Annotated in this window: 19 protein-coding genes and 1 pseudogene; 5 read left to right on the top strand and 15 right to left on the bottom strand. The window is 69.0% G+C overall.

Going from position 1 to position 25,708, the window contains the following annotated elements; all coding sequences use genetic code 11:
* Positions 1 to 114: 114 nt before the first annotated feature.
* The 7 genes from JI752_RS10775 to JI752_RS10745 form a co-directional block, all read right to left on the bottom strand.
* A complete protein-coding gene (locus JI752_RS10775; protein ID WP_216963576.1) occupies positions 115 to 321 on the bottom strand; it encodes a hypothetical protein in 207 nt (68 codons plus the stop codon).
* A 166-nt stretch (positions 322 to 487) separates the two neighbouring features.
* Entirely contained in the window at positions 488 to 1,762 is a 1,275-nt protein-coding gene (locus tag JI752_RS10770) for a cytochrome c (protein WP_216963574.1), read from the bottom strand.
* A complete protein-coding gene (locus tag JI752_RS10765; RefSeq protein ID WP_216963572.1) occupies positions 1,759 to 2,319 on the bottom strand; it encodes a (2Fe-2S)-binding protein in 561 nt (186 codons plus the stop codon). The genes JI752_RS10770 and JI752_RS10765 overlap by 4 nt, the downstream gene beginning before the upstream one ends.
* Positions 2,316 to 5,147 carry a molybdopterin cofactor-binding domain-containing protein gene (locus tag JI752_RS10760; RefSeq protein ID WP_216963570.1) on the bottom strand — a complete coding sequence of 944 codons (2,832 nt, stop codon included), beginning with the start codon at positions 5,145 to 5,147 and terminating at the stop codon, positions 2,316 to 2,318. Before JI752_RS10760 ends, JI752_RS10765 begins: the two co-directional genes overlap by 4 nt.
* Before the next feature lie 94 nt (positions 5,148 to 5,241).
* The gene (locus tag JI752_RS10755; RefSeq protein ID WP_216963568.1) at positions 5,242 to 7,638 is read right to left on the bottom strand and encodes an EAL domain-containing protein; all 2,397 of its coding nucleotides are present in this window, start codon (positions 7,636 to 7,638) and stop codon (positions 5,242 to 5,244) included.
* A gap of 427 nt (positions 7,639 to 8,065) precedes the next feature.
* On the bottom strand, positions 8,066 to 8,335 hold the full coding sequence (locus tag JI752_RS10750) for a hypothetical protein (protein ID WP_216963566.1): 270 nt from the start codon (positions 8,333 to 8,335) through the stop codon (positions 8,066 to 8,068).
* Between the two features lie 584 nt (positions 8,336 to 8,919).
* A complete protein-coding gene (locus JI752_RS10745) occupies positions 8,920 to 10,317 on the bottom strand; it encodes an L-serine ammonia-lyase (protein ID WP_216964297.1) in 1,398 nt (465 codons plus the stop codon).
* 115 nt (positions 10,318 to 10,432) lie between these two features.
* Between JI752_RS10745 and JI752_RS10740 the strand changes: the two genes are divergently transcribed.
* On the top strand, positions 10,433 to 10,678 hold the full coding sequence (locus tag JI752_RS10740) for a glutaredoxin family protein (protein ID WP_342315958.1): 246 nt from the start codon (positions 10,433 to 10,435) through the stop codon (positions 10,676 to 10,678).
* 151 nt (positions 10,679 to 10,829) lie between these two features.
* Here the strand turns inward: JI752_RS10740 and JI752_RS10735 are convergent, their stop codons facing one another.
* From JI752_RS10735 to JI752_RS10725, 3 genes are read right to left on the bottom strand one after another with little or no spacing between them, the layout of a single operon-like run.
* The gene (locus JI752_RS10735; RefSeq protein WP_216963562.1) at positions 10,830 to 11,384 is read right to left on the bottom strand and encodes a YceI family protein; all 555 of its coding nucleotides are present in this window, start codon (positions 11,382 to 11,384) and stop codon (positions 10,830 to 10,832) included.
* Complete coding sequence (locus JI752_RS10730; RefSeq protein WP_216963560.1) at positions 11,384 to 11,977, bottom strand: cytochrome b; 594 nt, start codon at positions 11,975 to 11,977, stop codon at positions 11,384 to 11,386. Before JI752_RS10730 ends, JI752_RS10735 begins: the two co-directional genes overlap by 1 nt.
* Entirely contained in the window at positions 11,974 to 12,708 is a 735-nt protein-coding gene (locus JI752_RS10725) for a YceI family protein (protein WP_216963558.1), read from the bottom strand. The genes JI752_RS10730 and JI752_RS10725 overlap by 4 nt, the downstream gene beginning before the upstream one ends.
* A gap of 225 nt (positions 12,709 to 12,933) precedes the next feature.
* Here JI752_RS10725 and JI752_RS10720 point away from each other — a divergent pair, with 225 nt between their 5' ends.
* The 3 genes from JI752_RS10720 to JI752_RS10710 all read left to right on the top strand — a co-directional run bounded on the left by JI752_RS10720 (position 12,934) and on the right by JI752_RS10710 (position 20,850).
* Positions 12,934 to 16,416: a hybrid sensor histidine kinase/response regulator gene (locus tag JI752_RS10720; protein ID WP_254200543.1), complete on the top strand. Its 3,483-nt coding sequence runs from the start codon at positions 12,934 to 12,936 to the stop codon at positions 16,414 to 16,416.
* A 144-nt stretch (positions 16,417 to 16,560) separates the two neighbouring features.
* Entirely contained in the window at positions 16,561 to 20,091 is a 3,531-nt protein-coding gene (locus JI752_RS10715) for a hybrid sensor histidine kinase/response regulator (RefSeq protein WP_216963554.1), read from the top strand.
* Positions 20,092 to 20,703: 612 nt separating this feature from the next.
* On the top strand, positions 20,704 to 20,850 hold the full coding sequence (locus JI752_RS10710; protein ID WP_216963552.1) for a hypothetical protein: 147 nt from the start codon (positions 20,704 to 20,706) through the stop codon (positions 20,848 to 20,850).
* Between the two features lie 79 nt (positions 20,851 to 20,929).
* Here JI752_RS10710 and hemE read toward each other — a convergent pair whose 3' ends face one another.
* From hemE to JI752_RS10685, 5 genes and pseudogenes are all read right to left on the bottom strand, one after another.
* Positions 20,930 to 22,000, bottom strand: coding sequence for a uroporphyrinogen decarboxylase (gene hemE, locus JI752_RS10705; RefSeq protein WP_216963550.1), 1,071 nt, complete (start codon positions 21,998 to 22,000; stop codon positions 20,930 to 20,932).
* A 124-nt stretch (positions 22,001 to 22,124) separates the two neighbouring features.
* Positions 22,125 to 22,379 carry a WGR domain-containing protein gene (locus JI752_RS10700; RefSeq protein WP_216963547.1) on the bottom strand — a complete coding sequence of 85 codons (255 nt, stop codon included), beginning with the start codon at positions 22,377 to 22,379 and terminating at the stop codon, positions 22,125 to 22,127.
* A 95-nt stretch (positions 22,380 to 22,474) separates the two neighbouring features.
* Positions 22,475 to 23,581, bottom strand: coding sequence for a 3-dehydroquinate synthase (gene aroB, locus JI752_RS10695; RefSeq protein WP_216963545.1), 1,107 nt, complete (start codon positions 23,579 to 23,581; stop codon positions 22,475 to 22,477).
* Between the two features lie 131 nt (positions 23,582 to 23,712).
* Positions 23,713 to 24,195 (bottom strand): annotated as a pseudogene (locus JI752_RS10690) (shikimate kinase); the annotation flags it as partial.
* A gap of 59 nt (positions 24,196 to 24,254) precedes the next feature.
* A complete protein-coding gene (locus JI752_RS10685) occupies positions 24,255 to 25,061 on the bottom strand; it encodes a kinase (protein WP_216963540.1) in 807 nt (268 codons plus the stop codon).
* A 17-nt stretch (positions 25,062 to 25,078) separates the two neighbouring features.
* Between JI752_RS10685 and pdxH the strand changes: the two genes are divergently transcribed.
* The gene (pdxH, locus tag JI752_RS10680) at positions 25,079 to 25,681 is read left to right on the top strand and encodes a pyridoxamine 5'-phosphate oxidase (RefSeq protein WP_216963537.1); all 603 of its coding nucleotides are present in this window, start codon (positions 25,079 to 25,081) and stop codon (positions 25,679 to 25,681) included.
* Positions 25,682 to 25,708 lie beyond the last annotated feature (27 nt).

Raw genomic sequence — 25,708 nt, 5'->3', positions numbered from 1 at the left:
AACACCGTCGAAAGCGCCAACGCGACCGGTCTTGCGGCATTCCTGCTTGCGTCTTTCACGAGCTTCCCTCCCATTGACCGCCACACACATGCCGGACCCGGAACGGGCCGGCGCCTAGTCCTTGTCGGTGCTGCCGGAGCGGTGCGACGCGGGGCGTCGCACGCGGTGCGCGTGTCGAATGCGGCCGTACTGGCGGTTCGGATCCGACACGCTCACCTCCGGCGAGTAGGCGACCTGGGCCGACGGCTTCGTGCCGAGTGGGGAGGCCGGGTCGATGGGTGACAACGTTGTCAGCGTGATCGGCGTTAAACCGTGATCCATCCCGCAATTTCTGCCGACGCATCGGGCTTTGCCGACGGACGCGAACGCCGGTCACACCGATTAAGGCCGGGCATCACAGGGGTTTAACGAATGTCTTGCAGACATTCGAGCGGGCCGGATCGGACAGGCCGTATGTCGAGTGGACTCGCCCGGCTTGCCGCCGGCTTCAGTGCGAGTCCGCCTCGCGCAGCTCCCGCACCGCCGAGGCATCGACGACCGCGTCCTGCCCGCCGTAACGCTGGCGCATCCACGTGGCGAGCGACGCGATCTGTGCGTCGTCCAGTTCCTCGCCGAACGCCGGCATGTCCTGCATCCGCGCGATGCCGGGCAGGTCGTGCACGGGCAGGCCGTCGAGCATGGCGACGATGAGGTTGTGCGGATTGGCTTCGCGCACGCTGCTGTTGGCGCGAAGGTCGGGGGCGACGTTCGGCACGCCTTCGCCGTCGCGGCCGTGGCAGCCGGCGCAGAGGTCGAAGTAGGTGCGTCGCGCAGGCGCGTCGTCGGTCGCGGCCGCTACGGCGAACGGCGTCGGCGCGGGCGCGCGATCGCCGAGCAGGTAAGTGACGATCGCCTCGACATCGGCCGGTGCCAGCCGGCTCGTCGACAGGTTCACCACCTTGAGCATCTCGTCCGACGCCACCGCGCGCGGGCTCACGCCGGTGGACAGGTACTGGTGCAGCGTCGCCGCGTCCCAGCCGCGCGCGGCGAGGCCCGCGGGCGTGATGTCCGGCACGGCGAAGCGGCCGAAGTCGGCGTTGCCGTGCAGCGTGCGGTCGACCTTGAGCTGGCCGAGCACGCCGCGTGGCGTGTGGCATTCGCCGCAGTGGCCGAGCGTGTCGACGAGGTAGCGGCCGCGCTGCCATTGCGCGGAGTCGCCCTGCGATGAAGCCGGGATGTCGCGCCGCGCGAACAGCAGCTTCCAGCCGTGCAGGAAGGTGCGGATGTTCGCGGGGAAGTTCACGTCGTTGCGCGCGTTGGCCACGTTCACCGCGGGCCGGTTCATCAGGTACGCATACATCGCGTCGCTGTCCTCGCGCGCCATGCGGCGGTAGGACACGTACGGCATCGCCGGGTAGAGCGGATGGCCGTCGCGCGCCTTGCCCTTCGTCAACGCGTCGAAGAAATCATCGGCCGTGTAGCGGCCGATGCCGTGTTCGGGATCGGGCGTGATGTTGGTGCCGTGCAGCGTGCCGAACGCCGATGCCAGCGGCACGCCGCCGGCGAAGGGCGCGCCGTTGTCGGCGGTGTGGCAGGCGGCGCAATCGGCGGCGAGCACGAGAGTGCGGCCACGCTCGAGCTGTTCCGCGGTCGCGGCGGCCTTCTGCACCGGGCCGCGCGAATGCCACCAGCGCGACACCGCCGTCGCTGCGGCGATCAACAGCACGGCGAGCACGATCAGCGCGAGCAACTTGAGCGCCACATGCGCGAAGGACCGGTTCATGGCGCGTCCTCCCGCACCAGGCCGGGCGTCTTCAACACCAGTTCCTTCACCGCCTCGAAGTAGCGCACGTAACCCGTGCAACGGCACAGGTGCGGGTCGAGCGCTTCCAGGATCGTCGCCTCCACGCGCGCCTTCGCCACCGGCGCCTTCGCCAGCTTCTCCAGCAGGACCGTCGCCGCGTTGACGAAGCCGGGCGTGCAATAGCCGCACTGGAAGCTGAAGTGATCGAGGAAGGTTTGCTGCACCGGCGAGAGTTCCACGATGCGACCGGACTCATCGCGTCGCGCATGGCCTTCAACGGTGCGGATAGGCTTGTCGGCGAAGTAGTGCGCGCCGGTGATGCAACTGCGCATCTCGCGCGGGCCGTGCGCGTCGTCGACGATCACCGTGCACGCGCGGCATTCGCCCTGCCCGCAGGCGAAACGCGTGCCGGTGAGGCCGAGGTACTCGTGCAGGACATCGACCAGCATCATGTCCTCGGGCACGTCGATCGGCCCGTGCGAACGGCCGTTGACCTTCAGCGTGAGCGGGCGCGTGCGGGCGGGGAGGGTGCTCATGTCGCCTGCTCCAGTGCGGCGCGCACCTTCTCCGGCGTGACCGGGAGTTCGCGGAAACGATGGCCCGTCGCATGCGCGAGGGCGTTCACGATGGCGGGGACGACGGCGATCATCACCACTTCGGCCATGCCCTTGGGCGGGTCGGTGTCCGACAGCGGCGGCAGCACCTCGCCGCTCTGCGACCAGACGGCGACGTCGCGCGCGCGCGGCAGCGTGTAGCGGTTGAAGTTCCAGGTGCCGTTGCCGGGGCCGTCCTCGTACAACGGCAGGTATTCGTGCAGCGCGTGGCCGATGCCCATCGCCAGCCCGCCCTGCAACTGGCCGGAAACCAGCTGCGGCACGATCGCGTTGCCGCACTCCAGAACCGAATGGTGGTTGAGCAGTTCGACGCGGCCGTTGCCGGTGTCCACGGCGACCTCGGCGAGGGTGCCGATCGCGCTGTAGTACACGACGCCGGCGTTGTTGCGCTGCGTGGGCGGGTAGTGCGCGCGCGTGCGTTCGATCATGCGATAGCCGTTGGCGGTGGGGGTGCCCTTGCCGGCGCCGCTGCCGTCGCCCCAGCGCAGCGCGATGCCGTCCAGCGGCAGTCGCGCGTCGTCGCCGTCGAGCGGGAACTCCGCCTCCGCCCACTGCCAGCGATTGAACGTGTGCACGATCGCGCCCGTCGCCAGGCCCATCTCGTAAGCCGTGGTCACCAGCGACGCCAGCGGCAGCGGCGTCATGCCGCCGGCGGTGAGCTTGCCGTCGATCCAGCGTGCGTCTTCGCGACGCACGATGAGCGGCGCGAGCTGGCCGCCGCCGAACCCGCGTCCCCAGATCGCCAATGCCGCCGGCCACAGCCCCTGCGTGAACAGCAGTCGCGCCGCTTCGCGCGTGGCATGGCTGAAGAAGTAAGCGGAATTGCTCGCGCTGCTCGGGCTGACGCGGTTGGGCGTCCAGCGCGGATCGCCGACGTGGCGGTCCTGTTCGGCCTGCGCCATCAGCCACGGGTCGCCGGTTTCGATCATCGGCAGTTCGGGCCACTCGCTCTCGCCCGTGCGGACTTCGTCGGCCGGCCGGCCGAGCCAGCCAATGCACACCGCCGCCTGGCTCGTCGCCATGCCGGTGCCCATTTCAACGCCGATGTGGCGCAGCAGCAGGCGGCCGTCCTTCGACAGGGACACTTCGGCGAATGCGGCTTCTGCGCCCGTTCCGAAATCCTTCTGTACGCAACCGAAGCCCACGCCGTAGCGACGACCCGGATGGGCGGCCTCGAAGTCCTTCTTGCGCTGTTCGCGCTCCGTCCACAGCGGATGCGCGCGGCAGCGTGCGAGCACTTCGTCGGCACGCTGCGCGCCGCCGGGAATCGCGCCTTGCGTGTTCTTCATCCCCGAGGTGAAGACGTTGCGCTGGCGAAGTTCGATCGGATCCACGCCCAGCTGCGAGGCGATCTCGTCGACCATCATCTCGGTCGCGCCCATGCTCTGGAGCGTGCCGTAGCCGCGTGCCGATCCTGCATCGAGCGCGCGCGAAGAGATCACCGTGCTCGCCAGGTCGCTGCGCGGGAAGTAGTAGATCGACTGCGCCGCCGTCGCCGCGACCAGGCACACCGACGGCGAGAAGTTCTGGCGCCCGCCGCCGTCGCCGATCATGTCGGCCTGGAACACCTGGAACTTGCCGCTCGCGCGGTCCACCGACATGCGATAGCGCATGCGGAAGCTGTGGCGCTTGAGGCTGGTCTGGAACTGCTCGTAGCGATCGTTCGCCAGCCGCACCGGCCGGCCGTCGCCGTACAGGCCGGCCATCAATGCAATGAACGGAAACGGGTTGTGATCCTTGGAGCCGTAACCGACGGTGTAGCAGGGATGCAGCACGAGGTTGCGCACGCCAAGGCGGCTGTCGGCCAGCATCCGCGCGCCGGCCGCGGCCACTTCCTGCGGCGACTGCGTGGCGCTGACCAGGTGCAGCGTCGCGGTGGCCGCATCGAACCAGGCGTTGCCGTTGTCGGGTTCCAGCGCGGCGGTGTCGATGGATTGCGAGAAGTACTCACGCTCCAGCACCAGCGTGGCGTCGGAAGGATTCGACAGTTCTTCGGCCATGCGCGCGGCGAACGCGGCGCCCTGCGCGTCCAGCGCGCCGTTCGGGTTGGCCTGCGGCCACAGCGGGCGCTTGCGATCGAAGCCGGAAGGAAACAGCGGCGTGTCCTTCAGGCTCGAATACGCGTCGCCATCGAACGCCGTCGCGCCGCCGACGCGCACGTAGCGGAACGCCGCCCACGGCGGGCGATCCAGCGGCCCGGTCTGCGCGCCCCAGCGGACGATGTCGTCGCGGAAGCGCAGCGCGTTCTTGGCGGCGCGGAAACGCGCGAAGTCGTGCCACACCAGCAGCGCCACCGCGTGGCCGAGGTAGGCGGGCGTGCTGCCTTCCGGCAGCAGCATGTCCTGCCCGTAGAACGCGGGGAATGCCACGCCATCGCGTTGCAGGTCGGCGGCGGTGACGATGCGGTCGGGCTTGAGCGCATCGCCGAGCACCGACAGGTCGACGCCGGCATACACGCGGTCGGCGCGCGTGGCGCGCAGCAGCATCGCGTGCGATTGCGTGTCCGGCCAGCCGGGCAGGTCGCGCCCGCGCATGTCGAAGCTGAAGACCTTCTCGCCGGTGACCTTGGCCGTGGCATCGGTGCGGTAGCGGATCGTGCCGTTGCGCGCGTCCCAGGGCAGGGGCCGCAGGCGCTCGCGTTCGAACAACGCCGCCAGCGCGGCGCTTCCCGGCGCGGCGATGTAGACGCCGATGCCGGCGATCACGCTGCTCTTGAGGAAATCCCTGCGACTCAGGCGGGGGGCTGGCATGGGCGGGCGCTCCGGCGGGCGTGGCCGGATGGTACGCGCGGGGGTGCGCAGGCGGGATGAGGGCTCGGCCCCATTCCGCCGCCATCCAGTCGCGTCAGGCCGGCACGGGGCGAGGCATGCGCCGCTCGAACTCCGCCGCCGACATCGGCGCGCCGAACAGGAAGCCCTGCACAAGCGCGCAGTCCACCCCCAACAGCGGCGCGACCTGCGCCTCGCGCTCCACGCCCTCGGCGACGACCTGCATGCCCAGGTTGCGGCCCAGTTCGCACACCGCACGCACGATCGCCAGCCCCTGCGGGTCGCGGTCGATCTGGTCGGTGAAGCTGCGGTCGATCTTGAGCTTGCGCAGCGGGAAGTCGCGCAGGTGGCTCAGGCTGGAATAGCCGGTGCCGAAGTCGTCCAGCGCCATCGCCACGCCCAGTTCGGACAGCGCGACCATCGTGGCGATGCTGGATTGCGGGTCGTGCATGATCTGGCGCTCGGTGATCTCCAGCTCCAGGCTGTCGGCCGGAAAGCCGTGGCGGCGCAGCACGCGGTCGACCGCGTTGCGCAGGCGGGACGCGTCGCGGAACTGCGCGCTGGAGACGTTCACCGCCAGTCGCAGCGGCGGCAGCCCGTTCGCGCGCCACGCGGCGGACTGGCGCACGGCTTCTTCCAGCACCCATTCGCCGAGCGATTCGATCAGACCGTGTTCTTCGGCCACCGGAATGAACGTGGACGGCGTGATGCGGCCGTGGCGCGGATGGTCCCAGTACACCAGCGCTTCGGCGCCGATGATGCGGCGCGTGCGCAGTTCGATCATCGGCTGGTAGAGCAGCACCAGCTGCCCCAGCTCCTGCGCGTTGCGCAGTTCGTTGAGCATGGCGAAGCGGCGCGTCACCGAGGCTTCCATGTCGGGCAGGAAGCGCAGGTGCACGTTCTTGCCGGCGCCCTTGGCCTGGTACATCGCGATGTCGGCGCGCTTGAGCAACTGGTCGTGATCGCGGCCGTGCTCGGGATGGCGCACGCTGCCCAGGCTCAGCGTGACGCCGAGCTGCTCGCCTTCCATCCACATCGGCACGGCGACGCGGCGGATCAGTTCTTCGGCGATGCCCGCATCGCGCGTGGGCGAGCCGCTGGGCAGCAGGACGATGAATTCGTCGCCACCGAAGCGGAACACCTCGCCGCGCTCGCCGACGCCTTCGCGAAGACGGTGCGCGATCTGCGCCAGCACGCGGTCACCGGCGCTGTGGCCTAGCGAATCGTTGATCTCCTTGAAACCGTCCAGGTCGGCGAAGATCAGGCCGAAGCCGTCGGTGCCGGCGCTGGCGAGCGCCTGTTCCATGCGCAGTTCGAACTTGCTGCGGTTCGGCAGGCCGGTAAGCGTGTCGAAATAGGCCAGGCGCGCGATGCGCTCCTCGGCCTGCTTGCGCTCGGTGAGGTCCATGATCGAGGCCACCACGACGCGCCGGCCCTGGACGACGAGCGGGCTCAGGCCGAATTCGACCGGGATTTCGCTGCCATCGCGACGCAGGCAGTGCAGCTCGTGCTCGCCGCCGCTCACATGCAGCTTGCGCTGCACCTGCAGGAAGCGCGCGCGTTCGTCCGGGCAACGGGGCACCAGGCGCGAGGGGATCAGCACCTCGATCGGACGGCCGGCCAGCTCGCCGCGCGTGTAGCCGAGCAGGCGCTCGGCTTCCACGTTCGCCAGCGAAATGCGGCCGTTGGCTTCCACGATGATCATCGCGCCGGGCGCGCCGTCGACGAGCGCGCGGAAGCGCTGCTCGCTGGCATGCAGGTCGCGCTGCGAGCCGATGGTGATGGCCGCCAGGTAGAGCAGGGCGATGCTGACGATCACCAGGCTCAGTTGTTCGCCCGGGACAGCGCCCGGCGATGTCAGGCAGAACGTGCCCGGCCCCACCTGCAGTGCTGCCATGCCCGTGTAATGCGTGCCGCACACGCCCAGCGCCATCAACGCGGCGGCACCGACCTGCACGCCGAAGCTGGGTTCGTTGCCGATCCACGAGAAGCGCGTGAGCAGGTGCAGGGCGACCAGCGACACTGCAAGGGCGACGACGATCGAGGCGATCACCCAGAACGGCGAGTACAGCGCGCCGGGGCTGAAGGTGATCGAGGCCATGCCCAGGTAATGCATGCTGACGATGCCCATCGCCATGAACGCGGCGGCGAGCAGCAATTGCGCGAAGCTGCGCCGGCGCGTGCCGGCCACGTACAGCGCCAGCACGCACGACAGCACGGCGGCGACCAGCGACACGACGGTCATGCGCACGTCGTAGTACATCGGCACGGGCAAGCGGAAGGCCAGCATGCCGGTGAAATGCATCGACCAGATGCCCAGCCCGAAGGCGGCGCCGCCGGCCCACACCCACACCGGCATGGTGCGTCCGGACGCACTGCGCACGCGGCCTGCCAGTTGGACCGCGACGAAGGCCGCGAACCACGCGATGAGAAACGACAGGACGATCGCCCTGAAGTCGTAAGTACCCTGCATGCCGCTCCCCTCCCCAGAGAAGCAGACCTATGGTCTCAATGACCATCGGCAGCGGCCGGGAAAACTTTAGGGGGGATTTCGCACTTTCGTCTGATGGGATTGGGCGAGTGGTGCGGGCGGTGGGTTGGGCGCGGTGGGCGGTAGGGCGGGGCTTGGGAGGGCGCGTGTGGGGGCGCCGCTCGGCACTGTCCGTCATCTTGGCGAAGGCCGGGACCCAAGCCCGTAGCGCACGGGCACTCCCTGTGCGGCGACCCACCGTCATCCCGGCGAAGGCCGGGATCCAGGCCCGCAGCGCGCGGGCACTCCGATGACGGCAAACCTTGTCACCGTCATTCCAGCGAAAGCTGGAATCCATTTTGATTTGGCTTTCTCAGGCTTCTCAAAGAAGGAGCAATAGCAAAGCTTCCGATCGGCTACGCCGCTCGGGTCACTTTTCTTTGCTTGCCCAAAGAAAAGTAACCAAAAGAAAGGGCAGTGGGCCCAGATCAATCCCACGACCGGACAGCGCAAGGGCGCGTTCGCGATTCGCCATCCATGGCTCAGCGCTCACCGCCGCACATCCATGTGCGGCGCCCTTCGGGGCTAGTGACCTGAAAGGCTGTTCGATTGCAACAGCAACAGCAACAGAAATATCAGCAGCAAAAGCAACAGCCACCGTCACCGTCACCGCCACCGCCACCGCCACCGCCACCGCCACCTACCCTCACCGTCATCCCGGCGAAGGCCGGGATCCAGGGCCTCAACGTGCGGGCACTCCCTGCGCGGCAAACCACGTCACCGTCATTCCCGCGTAGGCGGGAATCCAGGGACGTTCCACGCTTTCCCCGTTGGCTATCAACAGCAAGATGGATTCCAGCCTTCGCTGGAATGACGTGAGATGGCGGAAGGCGTGACAGCCTGGATCCCGGCCTTCGCCGGGATGACGTTGCTCGTCATTCCCACGAAGGCGGGGGCTTCTGGGCCGCCGCACGGCGGCACTCTCCAGGATCTTTTCACGCTTGCCCGCTGCCTATGAACAGCAACAGCAAAATGGATTCCAGCTTTCGCTGGAATGACGGGAGGTGTCGGAAGGTGTGACAGCCTGGGTCCCGGCCTTCGCCGGGATGACGTGATACTCCGGATGACGTGATGTTTCGGACGGCGTGACGCATCGAACGGCATGATGTTCTTCCTGGACGGCATGAAGTCCCGATCCCCGCCACCTTCCGCCGCCAAGACGAACCCACAAACAAAACGGGCCGCTGACGCGGCCCGGATCGCATCATTGCACGCACCGAATCCTCAGCACTCGATGACGTTAACCGCCAACCCGCCGCGCGAGGTTTCCTTGTACTTGTCCTGCATGTCGCGGCCGGTGTCGCGCATGGTCTTGATGACCTTGTCGAGCGAGACCTTGTGCTTGCCGTCGCCGCGCATCGCCATGCGGCTGGCGTTGATGGCCTTCACCGCGCCCATCGCATTGCGTTCGATGCACGGGATCTGCACCAGGCCGCCGATCGGGTCGCAGGTCAGGCCCAGGTTGTGTTCCATGCCGATTTCCGCGGCATTCTCGATCTGGCTCGACGTGCCGCCGATGGCCGCCGTCAAACCTGCCGCGGCCATCGAACAGGCCACGCCGACTTCGCCCTGGCAGCCCACTTCCGCGCCGGAAATGCTGGCGTTTTCCTTGTAGAGGATGCCCACCGCCGCGGCCGTCAGCAGGAACGTGCGCACGCCCTGGATGTTCGCGCCCGGGCAGAAGCGATCGTAGTAATGAAGCACCGAGGGAATGATGCCCGCCGCGCCATTGGTCGGCGCCGTGACGACACGGCCACCTGCGGCGTTCTCTTCGTTCACCGCCAGTGCGTAGAGGTTGACCCAATCCAGCGTGGTGAGCGGATCGCGCATCGCCGCTTCCGGACGCGACGACAGTTCCGAATGCAGCGCGGGCGCGCGACGCGACACATGCAGGCCGCCGGGCAGCGTGCCCTTCTCGCGGATGCCGCGCGCCACGCAGGCCTGCATCGCATTCCAGATTTCGTCCAGGCCCGCGTCGATCTGCTCCGGCGTGCGCCACACCTGCTCGTTGGCGTACATCAGTTGGGCGATGCTCAAACCGCTGTCGCGGCTGCGCGCGAGCAGTTCGTCGCCGGAGTGGAACGGGTAGGGCAGGTCGGTGGTGTCGGCGACGATGCGGTCTTCGGCCGCTTCGTCCTGGTTCACCACGAAGCCGCCGCCGACGGAGTAGTAATCGCGCGTGGCGATCACGCCGCCGTCCGCGTCGAACGCGGTGAAGCGCATGCCGTTGGTGTGGAACGGCAGCTTCTGGCGCTTGTTCATGATGAGGTCGTGCTTCTCGTCGAAGCCGATCTCGTGGCGGTCGAACAGGCGGATGCGCTTGCTGGCGCGAATGCGTTCCAGCGCGGCCGGAATGAGGTCCGGGTCGATTTCGTTGGGCAGGTGGCCTTCCAGGCCCATCAGCACGGCCTTGTCGGTGCCGTGGCCGCGGCCGGTGAGGGCGAGCGAGCCGAACACTTCGGCGCGAACGCGCGCGGTGCGCGCCAGTTCGCTGCCGTTGCCGTCGCCGCCTTCCAGCAGCCAGCGCTGGACGAAGCGCGCGGCGGCGCGCATCGGGCCGACGGTGTGGGAGGAGCTCGGCCCGATGCCGATCTTGAAGAGGTCGAAACTGCTGACGGCCACGTACTGCTCCGGGATGAGGACCGCGCGCACGACGTGGGCGGCGGGAATCCCGTTATTCTACGCGCCCCGCGGGCCCCACCCCGCCATACCGTGCCGGATTGCGATGCATGACGCCGTGCCTGCCGTAGCGCCCGCCCTGACGCTGTTCCAGCGTGACGACTGCCATCTGTGCGATCTGGCGCTGGAAGTGCTGGCGCAGGCGCGCGTGCCGGACTTCGAGAGCGTCTTCATCGACGACGACGACGGGCTGGAGGCGCGCTATGGCGTGCGGGTGCCGGTGCTGCGCGATGAGACGCGCGGGACGGAGCTGGACTGGCCGTTCGATGCGGAGCGGCTGGCGGCGTTCCTGATGGGCGATTGAGTCGGGTCAACACGTGATCGCGCAGGCCCGCGGTGACAGCCTGGATTCCGGCATTCGCCGGGATGACGGTTGGAGCGAGCCCGCCGGTGCGATGCGCGCAAACGCGAACGGAGCCTTTCGGCTCCGTTCAGGCGAAACCTGCGGGCAGGCGCTACTTCGCTGGCGCGAACACCACCTTCGTGCTCACCGCCACTTCGTTCGGAATGAGCGCCGTGTCGGCCCAGTCGCCGCCGCCGACGCCGAAATCCAGGCGCTTCACGGTCGCCTTGCCGGTGAGCACCGGCTGCGCGCCGGGCGTCCAGGTGAACGTCAGCGTCACCGGCTTGCTCGCGCCGCGCAGGGTCAGCGTGCCGTCGGCGGCGTACTGGTTCCCGCCCAGGCTGCGGAACTTCGTCGCCGTGTAGCGCGCCTGCGGGAACTTGGCGATGGCGAAGAAATCATCGCCGCGCAATGCGTCGTCGCGATCGCTGTTGGCGGTGGTGGTGCCGGCCAGCGGGATCACCACGTCCAGCTTGGAGGTCGCCAGCTTCGCCGGGTCGAAACTCAGCTTCGTGGTGAAGCTGGGGAACTTGCCGGTGAAGGTTTCGCCTTCGTACTTCGTGGCGAACGTCAGCGACGAACCACCGGCCTGCACGTAGTCGGCGGCGAAGGCGGGGAAAGCGAACGCGGCGAGCGCGGTCGCGAACAGGACGGGCTTGATCGACATCAATGGATCTCCGAAGCGGGGGGCAGGTCGGCGGGGGCGGGCGCGCGACGACGCGGCAGCATGCGCGTGAGCGTGACGTCGTGCTGGAAAAGGTGGTGGTAGAACGCGGCGGCAGCATGCACGGCGACCAGCGCGATCAGCGCCCAGAACAGCCATTCGTGCGTGTCGCGCATCAGCGGCGCGAGCTCCTGGCTGGGATCGGCGAGCTTGGGCACCTTGAACTGCCAGAACCAGCGCAGCGGGCGCAGGCCGCTCAGCGAGTCGTACAGCCAGCCCGACAACGGCACGGCAAAGGTGAGCGCGTACAGCAGCCAGTGCGTGATCGAAGCAGCGCGTTCCTGCCAGCGCGGCGTGCCTTCCACCGGGCGCGGCGCCCCGGCGACCAGGCGCCACAGCAAGCGCAGCGTCACCAGTGCGAGCACGCTCAGGCCGAAGGATTTGTGCAGGTCGTACACCCAGAAATAACGCGGCGATTTCGGCAGCTCGACCATCACCAGGCCGACCACGCCCAGGCACAGGATCAGCAGCACGATCAGCCAGTGCAGGAACTGGCTGACGGAGCCCCAGCGTTCGGCGGAATTTCTCAGCATCATGGTGTGGGCTCGGGTTCGGTCGTGGGGTCGGTCGACGGTTCCGGTACATCCTGCGATGGCATCGCCTCGGGCTGCGGCGATGGCGACTCGTCCTGCGCGCCATTGCGCGCGCGTTCGGCCTCGGCTTCGATGCGCAGTTCCACCGTGTCGCCGATGACGTTCTTCCATGCGTTCATGCCGAAGTCCGCGCGGTTGAGCGTGGTCGTCGCGGAGAAACCCGCGGTTCGGTGGAACGGCGGCAGCGGATGCCGCTTGAGCGCATTGAGCGTGACGTCCAGGCACACCGGCTTGGTCACGCCGCGCAGGGTGAGATCGCCGCAGACCTTGGCGTGGTCCGCATCGGACGGCTCCACCGAGGTGGAGACGAAATGCGCTTCGGGATGCCGTTTCGTGTCGAGCAGGTTGGCCGCGCGAACGGCGTCGTTCCACTTCGCATCGCCCATGTCCAGGCGCTCCAGCGGCACGCGCACGTCGAGCTTTGCGCTGCGCCAGTCCTCGCGGTCGAACACCAGCGTGCCCGTGCTGCCCGACACCGTGCCCATGGCCTGGGAGAAGCCCGCATGGCTGATCGCGAACAGCACGCGCGTGTGTACGGGATCGAGCGAATACGTCTGCGCTTGCGCGGCGTGCGCGGCCGGTATCGCGGCGGCCGCCACGATGGCCAGCAGTAACCCGGTGCGCGCCGTGCCGGCCGGCCAGACGGGGCGGACGGGCTTGCGGCTTGCGGACATGCGGCGCTCCCGTGTTGACGATGGGCGGGATTCTAGGCGCAGACGGGTGAACGGGGCGGGCGATCGGTGTAACGAACCGTTGCGCTGAGGAAGCTTCGCATGAAATCGCCTTGCCGAGCGTCGGGGTGATCGCTCAGCGTAACGGGCATGAAAAGTACGTCGTGGTGGCGCAGGACCGGATGGATCCTGCTGTTGTGGGCTTCATGGATGATCGATGCGGGGGCCATGTCCACGGTGCCGCGACTGCGTCAATTGACGATCGATGACGGACTGCCTTCCAGTCGGATCCACGGCATCGCCGAGGACCGCACCGGTACCCTGTGGATCGCCACCGGGGACGGGCTGGCCAGTTACGACGGAACGGGCTTTCGCGTGTGGCAGGCGGAAGATGGTCTGCGCGACAACCTGCTGTGGGCCGTGCACGTCGATGCGCGCAACCGCGTGTGGGTGGGGACCGATCGGGCCGGACTGGCGATGCTCGACGTCGACCGCACGCACTTCCGTTTCTACGATCGCAGCAACACGCCATCGATGGGCAGCGATCGCGTGTGGTCCATCGCCTCGACGCCGGACGGCGCCTTGTGGTTCGGCACCTCGCCCGGCGGACTGCATCGCCTGGATGTGCGGGGGCGCGTCGACCGGTTCATGCCCGCCGCCCGTGATGCGGGCAGCCTGCCGGGCGCGGAAGTCGGCCAGCTTGCGGTCAGCGCGAAGGGCGAGCTGTGGGTCGGAACGCTGAGCGGCGCGGCGCGATGGACGGGCACGCGTTTCGAACGCGTTCCCGCCACGGCGTTGAAGTCGCCGCACCTCAACGGACTGACGGTGGAGCCCGACGGCACCGTGTGGTTCGGCACCGACGAAGGCGTTTCCGTGCGCCATCCCGGCGGGACCTACGGCCCGGCACCGACGCAGGATCCTGCGATCCTGCAGCTGCTGCTGCGCGACCGCAGCGGCCTGCGCTGGTTCGACATCCTCAAGGGACTGGGTTTCGAGAACGGCGGAAAGGCCGAGGTGGCTCCGTTGTACAGCCAGGCCTCGCACGGGCTGGTGCGGCCGTCGTGGGTCAGCGCGTTCGAAGATCACGAAGGTGGCCTGTGGTTCGTCAGCTACACGCACGGCCTGTGGTATCTCAATCCGGACTGGCGCCAGTTCGCGGTGTTGACGCGTCGCGTCGGTGATCGCACGACGATGGCGAACGCCCAGGTCAACGGGATCGCGCCCACGGCCGACGGCGGCATGTGGCTGGTGGGCAACGGCGGTTCGCTGGATCGTCTGGATCCCGACACGGGCCACATCCGTCATGTCATCGACGACGACCAGCGCGTGAGCGGCGGCCTGAGCTGGCAGCACGTTCTGCAGGACCGTCGCGGCCAGGTGTGGGTCACCTTCGCGGGCGGCGTGGCACGGATCGATCCGCGCAGCGGGCGCTACGTGCGCTGGCTGTCGAACGATGCGCGCGCGCCGATCCTGGGTTCCCTCAACATTCCCGTGGAAACGCCGGACGGACGCATCTGGCTGATCGACGAACAAGGCTCCGCGCAGGCGCGCGATTACGACGGACGCATCCTTGAGTCTCTGCCGGCCGGCAGTGACGGCGGTTTGCCGCGCGAGATGAGCGTCGCGCAGACCGCGCCGGGGCCGGACGGGGCGCTTTGGGTGGCTGGCTCGCAGGGATTGTTCGCGTGGAATGCGCTGCTGCATCGCTTCGAGCCGGTGCCCGGTGTGGATCGGCGCGAGACGCATGCTTTCGCGTGGAAGGGCAACGACGTCTGGTTGGCCCGCTTCGGCGCGTTGCAGCCCTATCGATGGCAAGGACCGGGACTGATCCCGCTGCCAGGCGGTGTGGACACGCGCCACGGCATGCCGTTGATCGCGGCCGAGGGCATCGTGATCGACGCCGAAGGGATCCTGTGGGTCACCAGCATGCGCGGCCTGATACGCGCCGATCCCGCGCGCCAACGCGTGCGGGTCTACGGCGTGCGCGATGGCCTGCCGAGCCAGGAACTCGCCGAGGCACCCGTTGCGCGCGGTTCCGACGGTTTGATTCTGGTCGGAACACCGGAAGGGCTGGTGATGTTCCAACCCCGGCAGGTGCGGCCGAACGATAACGAGCCGCGCCTCGCGCTCGATACGATCGAAGTGCATCGCGACGGCCGGCGCGTGCGCTTCGATGCGGGCGTGCCGTTCCGCCTGCGCCACGACGATCGCGATCTGCGCATCGTGGCCCGGCTGCTCTCGTTCAACGACGCGCGCCATCATCTGTACCGCTCGCGGCTGGTCGGTTTCGACACCGAATGGGTGAACAACGGCGCGTCGGGAGAGCGCGTGTTCTCGCAGCTTCCACCGGGCCGTTACCGTCTGGAATTCCAGGCACGTGGCGCGGACCAGGTGTGGTCGCAGCCGCAGTCGGTGTCGTTCGCGGTGTCGCCGCCGTGGTGGCAGACGTGGACGGCGACGGCGGGATTCGCGGGATTGGCGTTGCTGGTGGGTTGGTGGACGGCGGATGTGTACCGCCGTCGCCTGAAGCGTCGCCATGCCTGGCAGTGGTCGGAACACGAACGCGAAGTCGCCGAGCAGGCATCGCTGGCCAAGACGCGTTTCCTCGCCACGCTGGGCCACGAAGTGCGCACGCCGATGACCGGCGTGCTGGGCATGAGCGAGCTGCTGATGGACACGCCGCTGGATCAGCAGCAACGCGGTTACGTCGATTCGATCCGCCGCGCCGGCCGCCATCTGCTGCGCCTGGTCAACGACGCGCTCGACCTGGCGCGCATCGAGTCGGGCCGCCTGGAACTGGCCGACGCACCGTTCGACCTGCGCACGGTCGTGGACGAAGCCGCCACGCTGATGGCGCCGCTGGCACGACAGCGCGGGCTGTCGTTCCTGATCACGGTCGATCCGGACGCACCGCGCGGCCTGCGCGGCGATGTGAATCGCGTGTGCCAGATCCTGCTGAATTTGCTGGCGAACGCGATCAAGTTCACCGAGCAGGGATCGGTGTCGCTGCGGGTGTCGGCGTTGTCGCCGCAGGGCGTGCGGTTTGAGATCGCCGACACCGGCCCGGGCCTGAGCGAGGAGCAGCAGGCGTGGCTGTTCCGCCGGTTCGAACAGGCCGAGGGCGCACGCACGGCGGCGCGTTACGGCGGCAGCGGCCTGGGCCTGGCGATCTGCCAGGAACTCACGGCGGAGATGGGCGGCACGATCGGAGTGGAGAGTGCGCCGGGCGAAGGCGCGCGGTTTCTGGTCGAACTGCCGTTGCCGTCGGTGGCGGCGCCGGACGCGCACGACGGTGCCGAAGCGCTGCTGGCCGCGCGCGGTGGGCCGCTGTCGCTGCTGCTGGTGGAAGACGATCCGACGGTGGCGGAGGTGATCTGCGGCCTACTGCGTGCGCAGGGCCATCGCGTGGTGCACGTCGCGCACGCGCTGGCGGCGCTGGCGGAGGCGACGACGGGCGGGTTCGATGCGGCGCTGCTGGACCTGGACCTGCCGGGGATGGACGGCTTCGCGCTGGCGCAGCAGCTGCGCCTGCAGGGCTTCACACGCCCGCTGCTGGGGATCACCGCGCGCGCGGATGCGGAGGTGGAACCGCAGGCGACGGCCGCGGGATTCCAGGGTTTCCTGCGCAAGCCGGTGACGGGCGGGATGCTGGCGGGCTTGCTGGCGAGTGTGCCGGGGCGTCAGGCCCTCACCCCAGCCCCTCTCCCGTAAACGGGAGAGGGGCCAAGTACGAGGGAGTGGGCCAAAAGCCCCTCTCCCGCTTGCGGGAGAGGGGTTGGGGTGAGGGCGGACTTGCGCCGCCGCACGCCTTCGCCGAGCCTAGGCGCGGGGCTCTTACCGTCGGATTCGTCGCACATGCTGGCAAAGGCAATCGCGTGGCTGTGGCTGGCGTGTGCGTGTGCGCTCGCGTTCCCGGCCCGGGCCACCCTGCCGGAAACACCGCGTCCGCGGCAGATCACCGTCGCCGACGGCCTGCCGTCCAACCGCATCAACGGCATCACCCAGGACGCCAACGGCTACCTGTGGATCGCCACCAGTGACGGCCTGGCGCGCTACGACGGCAGCGGCTTCCGCATCTGGCGCACCGAGCAGGGCCTGCGCGACAGCTTCGTCTGGGCAGTTCACGCCGATGCGCGCAATCGCGTCTGGGTGGCGACGGCGCAGGCCGGGCTCGCGGTGCTGGACGCCGAGCGCAAGCACTTCCGCTACTACAACCGCGCCAACACGCCGCAGATGGGCGACGACAACATCTGGGCCGTCACCTCCACGCGCGACGGCGCGGTCTGGTTCGGCACGGCATTCGGTGGCCTGCACCGCATCGCGCCGGACGGCACGGTCACGCGCTTCATGCCCAGGGAAGGCGACGAACGCAGCCTGCCCGATGCCGAAGTCTCGCAGTTGCTGGTCGCGCCCGATGGCGCGCTGTGGGTCGGCACGAAGGGCGGTGTGGCGCGTTGGACCGGACACGATTTCGAACGCGTTCCCAAGGACGCGCTCGCCTCGCCGCTCACCAACGGACTGAGCGCGGAACGCGACGGCACGCTGTGGTTCGCCACGCCGCGCGGTGTGAGCGTGCGCAGGCCCGACGGCCGCTATTCGGCGACGCCGTGGCGCGAAGCGGGCATCGAAGACACCATCCTGCACGTGCTGCTGTGCGATCGCGCCGGCACGTACTGGTTCGACGTGGCCCAGGGCCTGGGGCGCGAGGACGCCGGAAAGATGCGCGTGGTGCCGTTGTACAGCGGCGCCGCGCAGGGCCTGGTGCGGCCGTCGTGGGTCAGCGGCTATGAGGACCGCGAAGGCGGCCTGTGGTTCGCCAGCAGCAGCAACGGCCTTTGGTACCTGCCCGGAACATGGCGCCAGTTCGCCGTGCTGTCGCGGCGGCTCGACGATCCGGCCTCCATCGCCAATGCCAGCGTGCGCGGCATCGCTCCTTCGGCCGACGGCGGCATGTGGCTGGTGGGCACCGGCGGTGTGCTCGATCGCCTGGATCCGGACACCGGTGCGGTCACGCATGTCGCGCGTGATGTCGGCGAAGGCTTCTGGTTGTTCGATGTCGTCGAGGACGACGCGGGCCAGGTCTGGGTGAGCTACCAGAGCGGATTGGCGCGCATCGATCCGGCCACCGCGCAGATCACGCGCTGGAACGAATCCAGCGGCGCCGATTCCCCACTGGTGGGCGAGGCGAAACTCGCACGCACCCGCGATGGCACGCTGTGGACGGTGAGCGAGGAAGGCGCCGTGCAGGCGCGCGACGCACAGGGGCGCGTGCGCCTGGTGTTGAAGGCCGGCGATGCCGGTGGCTTGCCGAAGGGCGTGTTCGTGGAGCAGATCGCGCCCGGTGTGGACGGTGCGCTGTGGGTCGCCGGATCGCAGGGCATCTCGCGCTGGAATGCGCAGGCGCGGCAGTTCGAACCGGTGCCCGGCATTCCCGCCACGCGCGTGCATGGGTTTGCGATCGATGCGAACCGGCGTGTCTGGCTGACGCGGTTCGGCGCCGTGGAAGCCTACGCCCAGGAAGGCGGAACGCTGCGTCGCGAAGTGAAACTGGGCGCGGAGGAAGGCGTACCGCTGCTGGCACCCAGCGGCATCGTCGTCGACGGCGCCGGCGTCGCGTGGCTGGCCACCGTGCGCGGCCTGATGCGCGTGGATCCGGTGCGCCGCGCGACCCGCGTGTACGGCGTGCGCGACGGCTTGCCCAGCCAGGAGTTCGATTCGCTTCCGCGCATGCGCACGCGCGACGGACGCGTGGTGGTCGGCTCGACCGAAGGGCTGGTGATGTTCGATCCCGCCGCCGTGCATCCGGACCTGCAACCGCCGCCGCTGGTGATCGAAAGCGTGGACGTGCGCCGCGGCGAAGCGCGCATCGCGCTCGATCCCTCGCAGTCCGTGCGCATCTCGCCGGGCGATCGCGACCTGCGCATCGTGGCGCGGCTGCTCACGTTCAACGATGCGAGCAATCACACTTACCGTTTCCGCCTCGCCGGCTACGATCCGGGCTGGATCGAAGTGGAGTCCACCGGCGAGCGCGTTTTTTCGCAGCTGCCGCCCGGCGACTACCGGCTCGAAGTGATCGCACGCGGCGCGGACCAGGTGTGGTCGCAGCCGCAGTCGGTGTCGTTCGCGGTGTCGCCGCCATGGTGGCAGACGTGGACGGCGACGGCGGGATTCGCGGGATTGGCGTTGCTGGTGGGTTGGTGGACGGCGGATGTGTACCGCCGTCGCCTGAAGCGTCGCCATGCCTGGCAGTGGTCGGAACACGAACGCGAAGTCGCCGAGCAGGCATCGCTGGCCAAGACGCGTTTCCTCGCCACGCTGGGCCACGAAGTGCGCACGCCGATGACCGGCGTGCTGGGCATGAGCGAGCTGCTGATGGACACGCCGCTGGATCAGCAGCAACGCGGTTACGTCGATTCGATCCGCCGCGCCGGCCGCCATCTGCTGCGCCTGGTCAACGACGCGCTCGACCTGGCGCGCATCGAGTCGGGCCGCCTGGAACTGGCCGACGCACCGTTCGACCTGCGCACGGTCGTGGACGAAGCCGCCACGCTGATGGCGCCGCTGGCACGACAGCGCGGGCTGTCGTTCCTGATCACGGTCGATCCGGACGCGCCGCGCGGCCTGCGCGGCGATGTGAATCGCGTGTGCCAGATCCTGCTGAATTTGCTGGCGAACGCGATCAAGTTCACCGAGCAGGGATCGGTGTCGCTGCGGGTGTCGGCGTTGTCGCCGCAGGGCGTGCGGTTCGAGATCGCCGACACCGGCCCGGGCCTGAGCGAGGAGCAGCAGGCGCGGCTGTTCCGCCGGTTCGAACAGGCCGAGGGCGCACGCACGGCGGCGCGTTACGGCGGCAGCGGCCTGGGCCTGGCGATCTGCCAGGAACTCACGGCGGAGATGGGCGGCACGATCGGAGTGGAGAGTGCGCCGGGCGAAGGCGCGCGGTTCCTGGTCGAACTGCCGTTGCCGTCGGTGGCGGCGCCGGACGCGCACGACGGCGCCGAAGCGCTGCTGGCCGCGCGCGGCGGGCCGCTGTCGCTGCTGCTGGTGGAAGACGATCCGACGGTGGCGGAGGTGATCTACGGCCTGCTGCGTGCGCAGGGCCATCGCGTGGTGCACGTCGCGCACGCGCTGGCGGCGCTGGCGGAGGCGACGACGGGCGGGTTCGATGCGGCGCTGCTGGACCTGGACCTGCCGGGGATGGACGGCTTCGCGCTGGCGCAACAGTTGCGCCTGCAGGGCTTCACGCGCCCGCTGCTGGCGATCACCGCGCGTGCGGATGCGGAAGTGGAACCGCAGGCGACGGCGGCGGGATTCCAGGGTTTCCTGCGCAAGCCGGTGACGGGCGGGATGCTGGCGGGGTTGCTGGCGAGCGTGCCGCGACGCTAACCCGATTCGCCTAACCTCGCCGTTGGACCCCGTCGAAATGACGGACGCAGCCCCCTTTCGAAACCTCCATCGCCATCCGGACTGTGCGTCTGCAGCGGCCAACCTGCGCGACATGATGGCTGCGCTCGCGTGCGGTTCTGGGTTTCGCAGGCGTGTTCCCGCGATATCGCTTTGGCCGCGGCGACGGCATCGCGCTGCAGTGGACGACATTTTCTAAATGATTGCGTGCCGTTGCTTGTGCAATTCATAGCGCAGTCACGCAGTTTGTGGCTGGGCAGGGGAACAAGCACGACCAGAATGCAAGCACCGCATGCGGTGCCGCTGTTTGCGGCGCGATGGCGGCGGCATTCCCGTACGTCATGCGATTCGATCACCGATTCGCTCCTTCGAACGTCCGGCCGCGGCTGTGGAAGTCCACGGTTCCGCCATTACCTGCCGGAGTATCAGAAGAGATGATCCCGAACACCTCCAAGCTGCGCGACGCGATCGTTCTTTCACTTGCGTTGACCACCCCCATTCTCGTCATTCCCACCAACGCGCAGGCGCAGGAAACCTCGCCGTCGGGGCAGGCGGCCACCGACCTCGATGCCGTCACCGTTACGGGTACTCGCTATGGCGGAGTGGACCGTCGGCATCAACAACCTCTTCGACAAGGCGCCGCCGATGGTGGGCAACACGTTGGCAGAGAATGCCAATGCGCCGCGCGGCTACGACCAGGCCGGGCGGTACCTGTTCACCAGCGTCAATCTCAAGTTCTGAGGCAAGCCGTCACGAGGCGGACGGAGCGGGCAGGCTGCGGCCTCGTCGCTCCGTCGCGTCGCGCAGTGGAGCGCGTCTGTCAGCGCGCGCTCAACTCATGCACCGCCTGCACCAGTGCGGCGACGTGGTCCGGGCTCATGTCGGGCGACATGCCGTGGCCGAGGTTGAAAACGTGACCTTCGCGCGAGCCGCCGTTGCCCGCGGCGTAGTCGTCCAGGGCGCGGCCGACTTCGCGGCGGATCGCGTCCGGCTGCGCGTACAGCGTCACCGGATCAAGGTTGCCCTGCAGGGCAACCTTGCCGCCCGTGCGACGCGCGGCATCGCCCAGGCCGACGGTCCAGTCGACGCCGACGCCTTCGGCGCCGGTGGCGGCGAGTTCTTCCAGGTACGCGCCGTTGCCCTTGCCGAACAGGATCAGCGGCGTCTTCTCATCACCGCGCGGCAGCGCCTGCGCGATCTTGTGCAGGTAACGCAGCGAGAACTCGCGGTACATCGACGGCGACAGCACGCCACCCCAGGTGTCGAACACCTGCAGCGCCTGCGCGCCGGCCTGGCGCTGCGCGTCGAGGTAGGCGATGACGGCGTCGGTCACCACGTCCAGCAGGCGGTGCATCGCCGCCGGGTCGTTGAGCGCCAGCGCCTTCACCTTCGAGAAGTTCTCGCTGCCGCCGCCTTCGATCATGTAGCAGGCCAGCGTCCACGGGCTGCCGGAGAAACCGATCAGCGGCACGGCGCCGTCGAGTTCGCGGCGGATCGTGCGCACCGCGTCGGTGACGTAGCGCAGCTCGCGGTCCATGTCGGGCACGGCGAGCCTGGCGATGTCCTCGTGCGTGCGCACCGGGCGCTCGAACTTCGGGCCTTCGCCTTCGACGAAGTACAGGCCCAGGCCCATCGCATCGGGCACGGTCAGGATGTCGGAGAACAGGATCGCCGCGTCCAGCGGAAAGCGGCGCAGCGGCTGCAGCGTCACTTCGCAGGCCAGTTCCGGATTCTTCGCCATGCCCAGGAAGCTGCCGGCCGCGGCGCGGGTGGCGCGGTACTCCGGCAGGTAGCGGCCGGCCTGACGCATCAGCCACACCGGCGTGTGGTCGACGGGCTCGCGCCGCAGGGCGCGCAGGAAACGGTCGTTCTTCAGGGGCGAGGCGGTCATCGGGGATCCTTCGGCGCGGGGCGCGGCTACGGCGCGAGGGCGGCATTATCGCGGTTCGCGCCGCGCGGGGGCGGTGCGGCTGTGCGCACCGGACTGTTGCGGGCGCCCGGCTTTACCGTACGGGCTACTTCGGAGCGTCGGCGCCCTGCACGAACATCAGCTGGAAACCGCGCTTGAGCTGCTGATCGCGGGCGGCTTCCAGCGCGGCCAGGGCGCTGGCCTGGTCGAGGAACTGCTCGCGCCGCAACGTACTGCGTCCGCCGATCTGCCCGCTTTCGCGCACCAGTGTCCAGCCGCCCAGTAGGTCGGGCTGCAGCATCAGTTGCACGAAGCGGGGCGCTTCGCGGCCGTCGGGCCGTTGTTGCAGGAGCAGGCGCATGGTGGGGGATTGTACTTCCCGCTCCCCGGTCGCAGGCCGCCTTCGGCGGGCCGTCCCGCTACCGCAAGGGGAGGGGAAGTCTCACGCGAAGCGCCTCAGCGCGCCCGCAGCACGTCCAGCACGCGTTCGTCCGGCACGCCGGCGCACACCTTGGCCTGCCCCGCGCGCTCCCACAGCACGAAGCGCAGGCCCGCCGCGTCGGCCTTCTTGTCCAGGCGCATGCGCGCGACCAGCGCTTCCGGATCCAGCCCCGCGGGCACCACCGTCGGCAGCCCCAGGCGTTGCAGCAAGGCCTGCAGGCGCGCCGTATCCGACGACGGCGCCCGGCCCAGTGCAGCCGACAGTCGCGCCGCCAGCACCATGCCCACGGCCACCGCCTCGCCATGGTTCAGCGCCGCACTGCCGGCACCGGCATAACCCTGTTCGGCCTCGATCGCATGGCCGAAGGTGTGACCGAAGTTGAGCAGCGCCCGCTCGCCGTGTTCGTACGGATCGCGCGAGACCACTTCGGCCTTGTAACGGCACGAGCGCGCGATCGCCTCCGACAGCGCCGCGTCGTCGCCCGACAGCAGCGCCTGCGCATGCGCTTCCAGCCAGGTCAGGAATTCCGCGTCGAAGATCGCCCCGTACTTCACCACTTCGGCCAGGCCCGCGCGCAGTTCGCGATCGGGCAGGGTACGCAGCGAGGACGTGTCGGCGATCACCGCACGCGGCGCGTGGAAGGCGCCGACGAGGTTCTTGCCGGCGGGCAGGTCCACCGCGGTCTTGCCGCCGACGGAGGAATCCACCATCGCCAGCAGCGTCGTCGGCAGCTGCACCACGTCGATGCCGCGCATCCAGCAGGCCGCGGCGAAGCCGGCCAGGTCGCCCACCACGCCGCCGCCCAGCGCGACCACCGTCGCATCGCGCGTGGCGCCCAGCGTGGCCAGGGCGTCCAGCGCCTGGCAGAAACGCGCCAATGTCTTTTCCTGCTCTCCGGCGGGAATGACGAAGCAGGCGATCTCCAGCGTCGGACGCCCCGCGCGCAGCGTGGCCTCCACGCGGTCGGCGTACAGCGGCGCGACGTTCTCGTCGCTCACGATCAGCGCATGACGACCGCGCAACGCGTGCGCGAACAGCGCCGAATCGCCCATCAGGTTCGGTCCGATGCAGATGTCGTAGCGCGCCTCGCCCTCGACCTTGACCGTGCGCATGGTGCTCATCGTGTTTCCGGATTGGGAGGGGAGGGGACGGTCGCCGGTCCGTCTTCGCATTGTCCCGCCGTGGCGGATGAAGCCCGCGTGTCGGCCGTCCGTTGCCACTGGGCCTCCAGCGCCCGCGTCAGCCATTCGGCGGCGGCGGTGCTGTCGTGGCGGTCGGTGTCGAAGACCAGGTCGGCGACCTCCGCGTACAGCGGCGCACGCCGTGTCGACAGGTCGCGCAGCACCTGCTCGCGGTCGCCGCTGGCGAGCAGCGGGCGGCTGCGGTCGCGCGCCAGCCGCGCCAGCTGCTGCTCAACGCTCACCATCAGGTGCACGACGAAGCCGCGTTCGCGCATGAGGCGGCGGTTGTCGGGATCGAGCACCGCGCCGCCGCCGGTGGACAGCACGATGCCGTCCTCGCCCAGCAGCGTCGCCAGCACCGCGCGCTCGCGGGCGCGGAAACCGGCCTCGCCTTCGATCTCGAAGATGGTGTTGATGCTCGTGCCGGCGATGCGTTCGATCTCGCGGTCGGCATCGACCAGCCGCAACCCGAACTGCTCCGCCACGCGTCGACCGACGCAGGTCTTGCCTGCGCCCATTGGGCCTACGAGAACGAGGTTGGGGGCGGGATTCATGGTTGGATTCTAACCTCGCGATTCCTTGGCGCCATCGCGCAGTGCGGCCGTACGCGCCTTCAATCCAGCGGACGTCGCTGCGCGTCCAGGCGCAGGGTCCAGTCGGCGATGCCCGGCAGCGTGCGCAGCGCCTGCCGGCTCACGCGTTCGAACAGCTGCACGAAGCGCTCCACACGCGGCCGGTCCATCGCGTGCGGGCCTACGCGGCGCGACTGCAACGCCTGCTCCTGTTGCCAGCGCCACTGCGGCACGGTCTCGAACCCCGGCGGCTGCAGGAACAGCAAACGGTCGATGCGCGACCACAGCGATGGGTAATCGCGCCCAAGTGCTTCGTTGCAGTGATGACGCCACACGCCGTCGCGATCCTCGTCGCGTTCGATCGCGTTGATCGGTTCGCGAAGGTCGTCGGGCGATTGCGGCGGCGTGGCCAGGAACCAGCCTTCGAACAGCACCAGGTCGACCGTGTCCACGCGCCGCCAGCGCGACGGAGGCAGGCGCGTATCGGCCAGTTTGTCGAAGCGCGGCAATGGCACCGGCCTGCCTGCGCGCAGGGCATCGAGTGTCGTGCAAGCCAACGCGACATCGTGCGTGCCCGGCGGCCCGCGCGTGGCCAGCAGCGGGTGCACGCGGCGTGCCAGACGCTGGCGTTCGCCACGCCCGAGGTAGACGTCGTCCACCGACAGCACCGCCACGCGTTGCCCGCGCGAACGCGCCAATGCGGCGACCTGCGCGGCCAACGTCGATTTCCCCGAGCCCTGCAGGCCGCAGATGCCGTACACCTTCACCCCGGGCGCAAGCGCGTCGGCGAGCACGCGTTCCACCAGCGGCGCGTCGAATCCGGCGGCGGGGTGCAGACGGGGCGGCATCGGCCCACAATAGCGCAATGGATACCCCCGCCCTGCTCAAAGAAGCCCTCGCCACGTTCGATGTGCTGTTCGACGAAGCACAGCACGCCGGCGAGCCCGACCGCACCGCGATGACGCTCGCCACCGCCAGCCTCGATGCGCGCCCGTCGGCGCGCGTCGTGCTGCTCAAGGCGCACGACGCACGCGGTTTCGTCTTCTACACGCACCTGGACGGCCGCAAGGGTCGCGAACTCCAGTCCAATCCGCACGCGGCGCTGCTGTTCCACTGGCCGCGCGTGCGCAACGGCGTGCAGGTGCGCATCGAAGGGGCGGTGGAAATCGTCAGTGACGCGGAAGCCGACGCGTACTTCGCCTCGCGTCCGCGCGGCAGCCAGCTCGGCGCCTGGGCGTCGAAGCAGTCGGAAACGCTGGAATCGCGCGAGCAGTTCGAGCATCGCCTGGCCCATGCCGAGAGCGAGTTCGAAGGACGCGACGTGCCGCGCCCGCCGCGCTGGACGGGATTGCGCGTGAAGCCGGACGTGATCGAGTTCTGGTACGGCGCCGACTTCCGCCTGCACGAGCGCCAGGCCTACGAGCGCGACATCGCCGGCGAGTGGCATCGCCGGATGCTGTTCCCGTGATCGCGACGCGCGCGATCCAGGTGCGTC

The sequence above is a fragment of the Lysobacter sp. MMG2 genome (assembly GCF_016735495.2).
In the GTDB taxonomy this organism is placed as follows: Bacteria; Pseudomonadota; Gammaproteobacteria; order Xanthomonadales; family Xanthomonadaceae; genus Lysobacter_J.
Note: the sequence above shows the minus strand (reverse complement) of the source record. Positions and strands in the feature narration are given on the sequence as shown.

Excerpts from the sequence above, each read along its gene's own strand:
- JI752_RS10700 (WP_216963547.1), bottom strand. The coding sequence starts at position 22,379 with ATGCGCCTGCTCCTGCAACAACGGCCCGACGGCCGCGAAGCGCCCCGC.
- JI752_RS10775 (WP_216963576.1), bottom strand. The coding sequence starts at position 321 with ATGGATCACGGTTTAACGCCGATCACGCTGACAACGTTGTCACCCATC.
- JI752_RS10715 (WP_216963554.1), top strand. The coding sequence starts at position 16,561 with ATGCTGGCAAAGGCAATCGCGTGGCTGTGGCTGGCGTGTGCGTGTGCG.
- JI752_RS10720 (WP_254200543.1), top strand. The coding sequence starts at position 12,934 with ATGTCCACGGTGCCGCGACTGCGTCAATTGACGATCGATGACGGACTG.
- JI752_RS10765 (WP_216963572.1), bottom strand. The coding sequence starts at position 2,319 with ATGAGCACCCTCCCCGCCCGCACGCGCCCGCTCACGCTGAAGGTCAAC.
- hemE (WP_216963550.1), bottom strand. The coding sequence starts at position 22,000 with ATGACCGCCTCGCCCCTGAAGAACGACCGTTTCCTGCGCGCCCTGCGG.
- aroB (WP_216963545.1), bottom strand. The coding sequence starts at position 23,581 with ATGAGCACCATGCGCACGGTCAAGGTCGAGGGCGAGGCGCGCTACGAC.
- pdxH (WP_216963537.1), top strand. The coding sequence starts at position 25,079 with ATGGATACCCCCGCCCTGCTCAAAGAAGCCCTCGCCACGTTCGATGTG.
- JI752_RS10770 (WP_216963574.1), bottom strand. The coding sequence starts at position 1,762 with ATGAACCGGTCCTTCGCGCATGTGGCGCTCAAGTTGCTCGCGCTGATC.
- JI752_RS10685 (WP_216963540.1), bottom strand. The coding sequence starts at position 25,061 with ATGCCGCCCCGTCTGCACCCCGCCGCCGGATTCGACGCGCCGCTGGTG.
- JI752_RS10735 (WP_216963562.1), bottom strand. The coding sequence starts at position 11,384 with ATGTCGATCAAGCCCGTCCTGTTCGCGACCGCGCTCGCCGCGTTCGCT.
- JI752_RS10755 (WP_216963568.1), bottom strand. The coding sequence starts at position 7,638 with ATGCAGGGTACTTACGACTTCAGGGCGATCGTCCTGTCGTTTCTCATC.
- JI752_RS10725 (WP_216963558.1), bottom strand. The coding sequence starts at position 12,708 with ATGTCCGCAAGCCGCAAGCCCGTCCGCCCCGTCTGGCCGGCCGGCACG.
- JI752_RS10760 (WP_216963570.1), bottom strand. The coding sequence starts at position 5,147 with ATGCCAGCCCCCCGCCTGAGTCGCAGGGATTTCCTCAAGAGCAGCGTG.
- JI752_RS10710 (WP_216963552.1), top strand. The coding sequence starts at position 20,704 with ATGGCGGAGTGGACCGTCGGCATCAACAACCTCTTCGACAAGGCGCCG.
- JI752_RS10730 (WP_216963560.1), bottom strand. The coding sequence starts at position 11,977 with ATGATGCTGAGAAATTCCGCCGAACGCTGGGGCTCCGTCAGCCAGTTC.